Origin of the sequence: Rubripirellula tenax (assembly GCF_007860125.1) — a bacterium.
GTDB lineage: Bacteria > Planctomycetota > Planctomycetia > Pirellulales > Pirellulaceae > Rubripirellula > Rubripirellula tenax.
In genome coordinates this window covers 1-10560 of record NZ_SJPW01000014.1, presented here as the reverse complement: position 1 = coordinate 10560, position 10560 = coordinate 1, and the positions used below count along the sequence as shown (strand labels likewise).

Genomic DNA, 10560 nt, shown 5'->3' with positions numbered 1-10560 from the left:
GGTTGCTAATCAGCGTTGATCTTCAGATAGACGGATAACCAAGACATGCACCGGAGTGGCGGTGGTTGCCGTTTTTGTCTGCTTGCAAATCGTTCGCCGCCACCCGGTGATGTCAACCGTTATCCGAACTTGAAGACTCCACAACGTTGAGAATTGAAACACAACCAGTTACCGATTGGCCCTCACCTGCATACGTCATCCGCATTGACAATGCGTTCGGTCAAGACGACTACGAATACGTGGACGATTATGTGTGCCGAGTCGATGACAATCGTCTTGCACTCGTAGTATTCTCTGCAATTGACGACGCAGAATCGTTTTGCGAGGAGGCGAACGAACGGAACCTGACAGAGTGCCCCTTGGTAGTTACCGAGGATGACCTTCGCGACTGCTATCAAACGTTCAACACACAGATACATCGACTTGCTGACAACGAACCAAAGGAAACGCTACTGGTGTGGATGTCGCCAAGGTCTGTGACAATGGCTCAAACGGACGCGACGTTCCATTACGCGGATGCGGTTCTAGCACATCTCCATGGTAAGATGCCATCTGATGACCGCGATCCCGAGCTTACCAAGCGCTGGGACCACCCATCTACGTGAACGAATTCTCGGATAACCAAGCCATTCACACGGAGCACGGCTTGCGCGTTTTCACAAATGGATACATCACTCTCCGTGCCCGGTGATGGCCAACGTTCCCCGACAGCATAACATGCGTTTTTCGCTGCGAGCTCTTCTCATTGTCGTGTCGCTCTCGGCTTTCGCTAGCGCCGCCTACCGCTACTGGCCTCGTGACCCTGGCCCGGTTCCAACTGATGAATTTCACTGGCACGACTATTCTGTCGGTATCGTAGATCAAACCTACAACGGCGATCTGCAGCACCACGGGCATACATACGGCGGTGGCACGTACGTCGCATTACGCGAAGGCGCCCACACCCCTGGGACCACTGGGGGTTGGTACTATCAGGTTGGCATCCAGCTTCCCGTCGACATCAAAGTGAGCGACGAATTCGACCTTAGCCCAGTCGCGTCGGGGCGCCATCTGGAACCCGTTGGTGAATTTGAACGCTTGGGTTTTCTTCAACCGTGCGAATTCGTTGCGTTCTATTTCGGCAATCCAATTGGTGGATGCATGAAATGCGAAGACGCGAATTCCGGTGGGACACTGAAGGTCGTATCCATGACTCGCGAACAGGTGACATTCAAGGTAAAACTACATGCTGAAATTCCGGACTCCTGGAACGTTGATATTGACCGAAGCTTTTCACTGCCTCGCGAATAACGGGGAACCATGCGATGCAACGGAGTCGGGCTTGCAAGGTTTCACGAATGGCGAGTCCAACGTCCCGACCCGCTGATCGCCAACGTTACCCGACAGAACCGACGCAATGATTCGTGACGCATCGGACCGTGACATTGGCTGCATCGCCGACGCGCTGGTTCGCGTTCAGTGTCTCCACGCCGATGCGTACCCGTCCATTTACCGCCGCTTCACCCGCGCGGAAGCAGTTTCGCACCTCAGCGCATCACTCGCAAAGCCGGACATCACAATTCGTGTTGCTTGCGACTCGACCGAAATCGTCGGCCACTACATACTTGCTACTGAATCAACTCCCGAATCAATATTCAAGCATCCACAACGTTTCGGGCATTTACATCAGATCGAGGTTGATCCCAAGTATCGTCGACGCGGCGTCGGAAAATGTCTTCTTGACGACGCGACCTTAATCTCGGCTAAACTGGGGCTGCCTCGTGTGGTTCTCGATGTCTGGGCGTTCAACGCTGCGGCTCGCGGGCTGTTTGATTCGGCCGGCTTTTCCGCTTTTGGATCCAAACTCGTGCTTGACATCAAGTCGAACCAAGACAGCGGGTAACCATCGCGTGAACCGGAGCACGCGAGTCGGCGTCTTTGAAGTTGAGAATCTTTCGCGCGTGCCCGGTTACGCGTAGCGTTATCGGACTGACTCCGCAGATGTTCCGCGTATTCGCTTGCACAAACGATTGCTGCAACGCTTGGTCATCGGTGCGTCGTTCGGCATTTGCGTTAGCGACTCGCCGATTCGGACGTCTTGATCCTCCGTTGGCGATTGCCACAACCCACGCCGCTCCCAGTCCTCGATGGTGCTCGATGTTGTCGTTTGCTTTTCCATCGACCCCGTTTTCCAGTTTTCGTTCAACGTCTGCAAACGCCGTCGGACGACAATGCCCGTTTACTTGCCGGCCCGGTCAACGCCAAATTGCTTGCCGCCCGAACCAATGCCCGTTAAGCTGTGGCAGCGTTGTTGCCACTTCCCGATGTTCGATCAACGCCCGTCCATAAATGCCGATAACCATGCCATGCACCGGAGTGGCGGTGGTCACGTTTTTTTGAGATCGCGTCAACCGCCGCCACCCGGTGATGGCCACCGTTCCCCGACCGAAATTGATGACCACAAGACGCACACCGACTCAACGTTACGCATCCTATGCTATTGCGACGTTGCTGATTTGCGCTGCTCTATTCGGACTGCTATACAACGCAGGCTCACTCTTTGCGGCGTTTCAAGGTGCGTTCGACGAATCGCCGGACATCGCTCAATTGCCGCACTTTTTCACTGCGTTTTATGTAATGTCCACGATTTGCATCGTCTGCTACATCTCGATCATCGTCGCTTCTGTTGGGCTCTGCCTTGGCTCCGCGACCTGTGCACGGTTACTTGCGATGTTGCTGCTGTTTGAAGTTCTTTACTTTTTCGCGATTGGTGCGATGTGGACTCTACCGAACGCGGGTCGGGGAATTGGAGCCGCAACAGGGATCGCGAACGGCGGACTTATGGCTCAGTTCATCCTCTTAATGCCGATTTGGATACCGATTGCATTTGCTTTCCTTGGGCTCTACCGCCAAAATCCAGTGTTTGCTGATGATGGCACGTTGACCTGAACACCATTACCACACGGCGGGGAACCAAACGATGCAACCGAGCGGCGAAGTCGGGCGATTTGAAGTGGTTGATCTTCCGTCGCCGCCGGCTGATCGTAACCGTTACACGAATCGATAAAGTGCAACGCGGATTCGTTGTGGTTGATCGGACTTTGCTTCGATGGCGCGGGCAAAAGATGCGCGGTCGATTGGTGCGCGGTCGGCTAGGCTCGAGATTGGTGGAATGACGACTGATGGCGAGATGCGCGGTCGTCGGTACGCGGGGCAGTTCATGCTCGAGATTGGTGCGCGGTCGCAAATCCGCAGCGAGTGCCCGTGGCGTTTCCTTGATCTCGCGTCGATCCTTCGTGCAATCATCCACAGCCAACGTCCAAATTGGCGTGCGCGGTCAAACTTGCTCGGTCTACCTTCGGTAGGCTACAATCGTGAGGCACGTCGATCGAACTGCCCGATCGGTCACCGAATCAACAGGACTCGTCGTGTAACCATGCCGTGCACCGGAGTACGGCATGGCGCGTTCACAAATGGAAAATCAACCCGCCGTACCCGGTGACGGCGGCCGTTATGCCACTACAGGCTCGCACTTTCCGTTACTGTTACCTTTACGAATTGGAGAATTGAATGTCGAACAAAGGATGGAAACCCGATGACTCGTTTCACGACCTCGTTGATGGCGAATTCAAGGGCGTAATCCGCGTCCGCGAAGCTCTCGAAGAGGCAGGCTTCGAGTTCAAGGGCAAAGATGTCGTCACATCACGCGACGAAGGCATGCAGAAACTGCGAGACTTGCTGAAACGCGAGCACATGCCTGATGGATTTCAACAATGGCAACTGCCCATAATTCTGGGCAGCAAAGATCGCCCCGTGATGCCGTTTATTACTGTCGGCGAACCCAAGGCCGTTGTTCCTAAGCACGTTCACCGCAACGACTGTTTGCTTCGTATCGTATTGAGCGGTTCGCTTGTCCATGATTCCCGCGTTGAAATGACGACTGGGGATTGGATATATATGCCTGCTGGCGTGCCATACACATTTACTGTTGGCGATTACGGTTGCGTAATGATGCACCTCTACAACGGCTCCGGTTTGTACTGGCATCAAGATGCACACACCCGCGCTTCGATGTAACCCAAAATCGTGGCATAACAATGCGATGCACCGGAGCCGCGAAGCCGAGCGTTTTCAAATGGAGAATCGTTCGTCGCGGCCCGGTGATCGCTGGCGTTATCGGACTGACGTCTCAGGTGTTTCACGCGTTCGCTCGCACTAGCGATTGCTGCAACGCCTGATTGGAAATTTGTCGTTCGGCATTCGCGTTAGCGAATTTGCGAGTCAAACGCATTGATCCTCCGTTTGCGATTTCCTCCCTCGGTTGCTAATCAGCGTTGATCTTCAGATAGACGGATAACCAAGACATGCACCGGAGTGGCGGTGGTTGCCGTTTTTGTCTGCTTGCAAATCGTTCGCCGCCACCCGGTGATGTCAACCGTTATCCGACTGACCCAAACGAACCTGTCGGAATCGACACCTGATATCGCGAAGCCATGACCCAACATGAATCGCTTGCGCCCTCAGCGGATGGGCAATCAAATGCTCGACCGCTATCGCTTCGGGAGGAAGCGATCGGCTACGGCATCGTGCCGTTCATCGGGCTGCTGTTCGTGATTGGAATGCACCTTGCCACGACAGCTCTATGGCCATTTCTAACGCTGCTGCTTGCTTTTACGCTTTTCTTCTTATCGCTCATTGTTCCCGTGTTTCGGTTGCGNTACAACGTTGCGTCCCTTTCGATTCTACCGTTCTGCTCTTATGTCGTGAACAATTTCGACGTCGGATACGGGCGGACGTACACCGCACCGGGTATCGCTATGATTCTCGCGACGCTACTATTCATCGTCGTGGTCGGGGTGACAATCCCAATCAAGGCACTACTTGTTGCCTGGGCCAATGACGACACGCAGGCAGCGGATAACCAGCCGATGCACCGGAGCGGCGGTGGTTAGCTTTTTTGCAATGGAGAATCGTTCGCCGCCGCCCGGTGATCGGTAACGTTCTGCCATCAGGCGCATCACGGAATGACAACACCTGAACCAACACCCGAAATGGTCGCCTTCTACGAGCGGCGCACCGAGGAGCACATCGAGCGTGTCCGTCGATGCTTGACTGTGATGGCATCAGTGACCGAATACGCCGACGAACTAAATGAGCGTGCACGCGTTCATGACGCGTCAAAATACAGTCCCGAGGAACGGATACCGTACATCTGGCTCACTGAATTGCATCGCTGCCGCCGCACTGGCGAACCGTTCGTATACCCTGACGGAATGGAAGAGCGTGTACGATCGGCAATCGATCACCACATGACGACGAACCGCCATCACCCAGATTTCCATGGTGACCCGAACGACATGACGGATGTCGACCTGATTGAAATGGTCTGCGATTGGACGGCGATGTCGCAGGAGTTCGGGCAAGACGGTGGCAGTGCTCGCGGATGGGCGGACAAGACCATCGGTAATCGTTTACACTTAAGCGAGACCAAACGCCAATTCGTATACGCAATGATCGAATTGCTGGACTCCAACCTCGACTCAGGTGCGTAGGGGGAGGCAGAACCATCCAATGCACCCGAGCGGCGAAGTCGGGCGTTTTGAGAATGGACAATCTCTTGTCGCCGCCGGGTGATTGGTGACGTTATCGCACTCGGTGCTCAGTTGTTGCACGCAACAGCGGATCGCGTTTGCCCCGACGATCACTGGTGTCTTGATCTTCACTTTTCACACGGTGACACATAGCGTCACTCACGCCATTACTCGACTTGGACCTGATACAATCTACTTCACTGGTCGATTCCAACGGTTGCTCGCATCGCGTGCCACCGACGGGGCGGAACGCCGCTTGATTGTTCCGGATGGCTTGCTCCCAACGCTGGACCTCCGAATCTCAAACTGATCACCACTGCTGACATTCAGTGACCGTTCTTAATCCTGAAGTTCTCCCTACTACTAACACTTAGCTAATGCTCGCCGCCGTCCCGGCGTTGTTTTCTGCTCGCGCAGACCGTGCTGGCGACGTTCCGTCGATGTTTTCCGCTCTCGCGGTCAATGCCCGCAACAATCGGCGATAACCATGGGTTGTTACGGAGCGGCGGTGGCACGCTTTTTCGTTTGCTTGCAAGTCTTTCGCCGCCGCCCGCAAAACCCTACCGTTATGCGACTAAGTTTGAACGCGGATTGTTTTGTTGCGTGAACTGCCTTCGGTCCATTCGATCTGTGCTCATCCGTGTTGATCTGTGGCTCGCTTATCACTGATGGCAATGCAACGGACCTTCGTTTCAGGATCGTGAGATTAGTGTTCGATCAGCGCCGATTAGTGTTCCCGAATTCCAAACCACTAATCGACACTAAGCATTGCTCGGTCTGATGTTGATGTTGGAATAGTTTCAATCTGCGATCGGCAGCGGTTTGACTTCGGCTGAGATTGATACTTGCCGCCAGCGACTGACACCCGATCGAACCCCACTTCAGTTACGTGGTCTTACGGTCGCCATTGGAGCGGTCGTAACCAGCTGGCGGCAGGTTTCCGACTTCGGCAGCATCAACGCCGGTGCAAATACGATCGGTCGGTGCGCCGAGCTTGCATTTCACATCCCATCGCGACTAGAATTTCACTTACACAAACCAACCACATGCCGTCCATAGGGTGCGCATAACCATCGGATTCACCGAAGTACGGCATCAGGTTGGTACAAATGGAAAATCAAATCGCCGTACTCGGTGATCCGTACCGTTATTTGGCTCACGATGAAAATGTGCGACTCGACAACATGGCTCGATGCGATGCGTGCGACGGTTGCGTCCTACCGACGTATGATCGACGCCACCATCGCACAATTGACTGATGCCGAACTCCACTCGCGTCCAACGGAGGACTCTAATTCGGTCGCGATAATCCTGCGACACCTTGGAGGTAACCTTCAAAGCCGATGGACAGACTTCCTGACCACCGACGGAGAAAAGCCTGACCGAAATCGTGACGCCGAGTTTCTTGATTGGGATGGAGACCGGCAATCGCTGATGGAGCACTTCGATCGCGGATGGTCAGCGCTTGTCAACGCGATCGAATCAATTGACGCTGAGAACGTCGGTCAGACCATACTCATCAGGGGTGAATCGCATACAATCGCGTTAGCACTCACTCGCTCCGTAACTCATTTGACATATCACGTCGGCCAAATTGTGATGATCGCACGCATGGTTCACGATGGCGAGTGGCGCTGGCTAACAATCGCGCCAGGATTGTCTGGCGATCACAACAACCGAACTTGGGGCACCAAGGCCAGTCGCAGCGTTTTCACCGACGAAGAGAACACCAAATAACCAGGTGTTGCACCAAAGCCGCGGAGCCGGGCGGTTTGGCAATTGAGAATCGTTCGCCGCAGCTTGGTGAACACAAACGTTCGCCGACTGAATGGCCACGACGCTCGCCAAGGTGCTTTCTGCAATGGCTAATGCGAATCCCTACGATGCCCCACAACCGACTGCCGAATCCGATAGTGTCGCATCAGTCGCACACCCTCTGCCCAGAGGTAACGCAATGTTTTGGGGATTCGTTGCTGCCGCTTCGTTTGCGCTTTCCATCTACATCGCAACCAATTTGAACGCTCGGTGGCACGACCCATGGCTGACACCACGCCACTCGCAATCTATGACGTTATGGTGGCGGTTCGGCGGCGTGATGGGACGCGTGATGTTACTATCGCTACCGTTCGGCATCGCACTTTGCTTTTCTGCATCTACGAAACGAAAGCGATTGATTGCGCGATTGCTGACCGTTACACTAATACTTGTTCCACTACTACTCGGCTTTCCAATCTGAACGGACCATCGATCCCTTCGTGAATGGTGCATCCGCAAAACGGCGATCAACCGCTCACAAATGCAGGAAGCGGCGAACCAGCGCGTGCACCGGAGTACGCGAGCTGGCCGGTTTTGAAATGGACAATCTTTCGCGCGTACCCGGTGACGCGTACCGTTATCGGACTGACCCGTCAGGTGTTTGACGTGTTCGATTACTGCGACGGTTGATTGCAAGTTTGATGTTAGGCATTTGCGTAAGCGGGCTTGCGATAAAACCGTCTTGATCCTTCGTTGATGATATCCACAACGTACACCGCTCGTAAGCCGAACCTTTGTTTGCCGTTGGCGGTTGTTTTTCGCACCGCAACGTTTTAGATCCTTCGTTTACGGACAACACCCGATTGCTTGCTGCACGAATCAACGCCCGCTAAACTGTGGCGACGCGGATTCCGTTGCCCAACGCCTGATCAACGCCCGTCCATAAAAACCGATAACCATGACATGCACCGGAGTGGCGGTGGACACCTTTTTTTGAAATCACGACATTCGCCGCCACCCGGTGATGTCGAGCGTTCGATGACAAAGGGAAACATTTGACTTCGGTTCGCGACTTGATCGAAATGGGTGATGGCCAATCGCTGTCACAGCGATTCGCCGACCGTTACTCTGACTTCGTCGAGCCCCACATACTCGCTGATATTTCACGGATCATTAACGATCCAAATGCGTCCCCACTGGGCGGCACGCCGGAGAGCCCGTGGAGCGATGAAACCTGGCTTAATTGGCTGCGCAATCGCGTTGAAGACCTCAAGACCAGTACAATCGACGACCTAAGGTCACGGCTTGTCCTTGCTCCAGTCTCGCTACTCGACTCGGCGGAACGTTGGTGCAAATTTCTTTCCGAATACTCTCGGCTCGCGAAGATTGTTGGCAAGATCGAAGGCTGGGAGACCGGAGAAGCGAATTGGCTTGGCTTCCCCGCGGCTAACGAAGAAGAACTATCGTTGACTGAATCAAGGCTTGACGTCGTATTCCCGGCGTCTGTTAGAGCATTCTTCTTGACCACAAATGGTTGGCAAGCGGACGGCTGGATTCACCCACAAATTGATGCATTGAATGACTTGAAATGGCTTCGCGACAGTGATCCACATCTCCACTCGCTTGCGCTTCAATCTGAAATGACTTCCGGTCCATTTAAGCGTGACCCCGATGGTGAGCGTCTCTCCGAGTTTCGGTTCGATTTTGGGACACGTGTCGCACGTGCATTGGCGCTAAATCGCGATACCAATGACACAGGAACTGCTCTCCTTGATCCATTCACTGACGCAGATGAATGGTCGTGTGGTGTCTGGGCTCATTGGCATACCGAATCGCCATGGTCCTGCGATTCCCTGTCATCGTACATGCTTGCACGGTATGATTTCTTGTTGGAAATCGAACGCGACGCATAGAGGCATCGAACCATCGCATGCAACGGAGCCGGGCTTGCGAGTCTTAACGAATGGAACATCAACTGTCCCGGCCCGCTGATGCGTACCGTTATCGCGTCGGGGGTGATCGTTCAGTGCTCGTGATTGGTGCGCTTGATCCACGGGTGTGATTGGTGCGCTCGAGTTGTGCTCGATCCGGCGCGCTGATTTCAGGGCTCGATTCAGGACAGAAAACTTCACATGATGACGGCAGGGCAAACCAATTACCGATCCAAGCACCGACGTTTTGGGCCAGATCGAGATCGTGAGCGAATTGATTGCATCCGCGACTCGCTTGCGGTATTCTGGACGCTTCGGGGCCCATTATCGGTGGATTCCGAAGCGCCACGATAACCAGCGCGTGAACCGGAGACCGCGAGTTAAGCGATTTGGCCGTTAGAGACCCGTACGCGCGTTCCCGGTTACGCAAAACGTTCCCCGAATGTGATGGTTACAGGCTTGCGACGATGCCACGCTGAGTATCGACAGTGACGAACCCGTACGAAGTTTCGAACCAGATTCCTCACGATCAGCGGACGACGCCGCAATACTGGCTCATGATTGCTCTCACCTTGCTTCCTGTTGCGGTTTGCCTCTTGTTGTTGTGGGCGATAGATCGCTACGTCACGCATGTTGGCATCGTCCATTTAATCTGCTCTGCAGCACCTATTCCGTTGATTGGTGGTTCGATGGCCGCAGTTGCGATTCCTCTCACATTCGGCGAATCAAAACTCACCCTGCTTCTTGCGGGACTCGAATTCGTGGCCGTCCTCGTTGTATACTTGTGTCTGGCGCAACCGATGGGAAATCCATTTCCTTGAGACATCGAATGTACGTCGATGCTAAGCCGCAGAAAACGGGGAACCATCGGTTGCAACGGAGACCGCGAGCCAAACGCATTGAAGTGGCAGATCCTTCGCGCGGTCCCGCTGAACCGCACCGTTATCCGACTGACGTCCACAAACGCCGTCTTTCGGTCTGGCGTTGCTTTAAAGCCGACGTCTTTGCTACTCTTCACATTTGCTGCAAACCTAAACTGCCACGCTATGGAAGGCTTCAAATGGAACTTCCCTCCAAATACTGTTTTCATTAACCGATAACCATGGGTTGTTACGGAGCCGGGCTTGCGGGTGGAGTTTTTTGCTTGCAAGTCAAGCGTCCCGGCCCGCAAAACCCTACCGTTATCCGACTGAAAGAACGCATATGCCCAACAAACAGTGGCCCACAATTTTGATAGCATCAACGCTTTCGTCGATGCTCGCCTTTGCATCTGGTTACTGGATTGGTGCTGCCACGCAGGATAA

At 54.1% G+C, this 10560-nt stretch carries 9 protein-coding genes; 8 read left to right on the top strand and 1 reads right to left on the bottom strand.

Annotated elements, in window-relative coordinates; genetic code table 11:
- Positions 1 to 717: 717 nt before the first annotated feature.
- Together Poly51_RS29460 and Poly51_RS29455 are read left to right on the top strand one after the other, a co-directional pair.
- Positions 718 to 1290: a hypothetical protein gene (locus Poly51_RS29460; protein WP_146462534.1), complete on the top strand. Its 573-nt coding sequence runs from the start codon at positions 718 to 720 to the stop codon at positions 1288 to 1290.
- Positions 1291 to 1396: 106 nt separating this feature from the next.
- Positions 1397 to 1882: a GNAT family N-acetyltransferase gene (locus Poly51_RS29455; RefSeq protein ID WP_146453519.1), complete on the top strand. Its 486-nt coding sequence runs from the start codon at positions 1397 to 1399 to the stop codon at positions 1880 to 1882.
- A gap of 78 nt (positions 1883 to 1960) precedes the next feature.
- Here the strand turns inward: Poly51_RS29455 and Poly51_RS29450 are convergent, their stop codons facing one another.
- Positions 1961 to 2158 carry a hypothetical protein gene (locus Poly51_RS29450; protein ID WP_146458604.1) on the bottom strand — a complete coding sequence of 66 codons (198 nt, stop codon included), beginning with the start codon at positions 2156 to 2158 and terminating at the stop codon, positions 1961 to 1963.
- A 275-nt stretch (positions 2159 to 2433) separates the two neighbouring features.
- On the opposite strand from Poly51_RS29450, the gene Poly51_RS29445 reads away from it, so the two are divergent.
- The 6 genes from Poly51_RS29445 to Poly51_RS29410 all read left to right on the top strand — a co-directional run bounded on the left by Poly51_RS29445 (position 2434) and on the right by Poly51_RS29410 (position 10077).
- Positions 2434 to 2928: a hypothetical protein gene (locus Poly51_RS29445; RefSeq protein ID WP_146462533.1), complete on the top strand. Its 495-nt coding sequence runs from the start codon at positions 2434 to 2436 to the stop codon at positions 2926 to 2928.
- Positions 2929 to 3549: 621 nt separating this feature from the next.
- The gene (locus Poly51_RS29440) at positions 3550 to 4056 is read left to right on the top strand and encodes a cupin domain-containing protein (protein WP_146462532.1); all 507 of its coding nucleotides are present in this window, start codon (positions 3550 to 3552) and stop codon (positions 4054 to 4056) included.
- A gap of 947 nt (positions 4057 to 5003) precedes the next feature.
- Positions 5004 to 5531, top strand: a complete 528-nt coding sequence (locus tag Poly51_RS29430; RefSeq protein WP_146462530.1) for a DUF5662 family protein — start codon at positions 5004 to 5006, stop codon at positions 5529 to 5531.
- Between the two features lie 1200 nt (positions 5532 to 6731).
- Positions 6732 to 7307 (top strand): DinB family protein, encoded by a 576-nt coding sequence (locus Poly51_RS29420; protein ID WP_146462528.1) that lies wholly within the window; start codon positions 6732 to 6734, stop codon positions 7305 to 7307.
- Between the two features lie 1073 nt (positions 7308 to 8380).
- Complete coding sequence (locus Poly51_RS29415) at positions 8381 to 9238, top strand: SMI1/KNR4 family protein (RefSeq protein WP_146462527.1); 858 nt, start codon at positions 8381 to 8383, stop codon at positions 9236 to 9238.
- A gap of 506 nt (positions 9239 to 9744) precedes the next feature.
- Positions 9745 to 10077 (top strand): hypothetical protein, encoded by a 333-nt coding sequence (locus Poly51_RS29410; protein WP_222435953.1) that lies wholly within the window; start codon positions 9745 to 9747, stop codon positions 10075 to 10077.
- The last annotated feature ends 483 nt before the right edge of the window (positions 10078 to 10560 follow it).

Excerpts from the sequence above, each read along its gene's own strand:
- Poly51_RS29440 (WP_146462532.1), top strand. The coding sequence starts at position 3,550 with ATGTCGAACAAAGGATGGAAACCCGATGACTCGTTTCACGACCTCGTT.
- Poly51_RS29455 (WP_146453519.1), top strand. The coding sequence starts at position 1,397 with ATGATTCGTGACGCATCGGACCGTGACATTGGCTGCATCGCCGACGCG.
- Poly51_RS29420 (WP_146462528.1), top strand. The coding sequence starts at position 6,732 with ATGAAAATGTGCGACTCGACAACATGGCTCGATGCGATGCGTGCGACG.
- Poly51_RS29445 (WP_146462533.1), top strand. The coding sequence starts at position 2,434 with ATGACCACAAGACGCACACCGACTCAACGTTACGCATCCTATGCTATT.
- Poly51_RS29430 (WP_146462530.1), top strand. The coding sequence starts at position 5,004 with ATGACAACACCTGAACCAACACCCGAAATGGTCGCCTTCTACGAGCGG.
- Poly51_RS29450 (WP_146458604.1), bottom strand. The coding sequence starts at position 2,158 with ATGGAAAAGCAAACGACAACATCGAGCACCATCGAGGACTGGGAGCGG.
- Poly51_RS29460 (WP_146462534.1), top strand. The coding sequence starts at position 718 with ATGCGTTTTTCGCTGCGAGCTCTTCTCATTGTCGTGTCGCTCTCGGCT.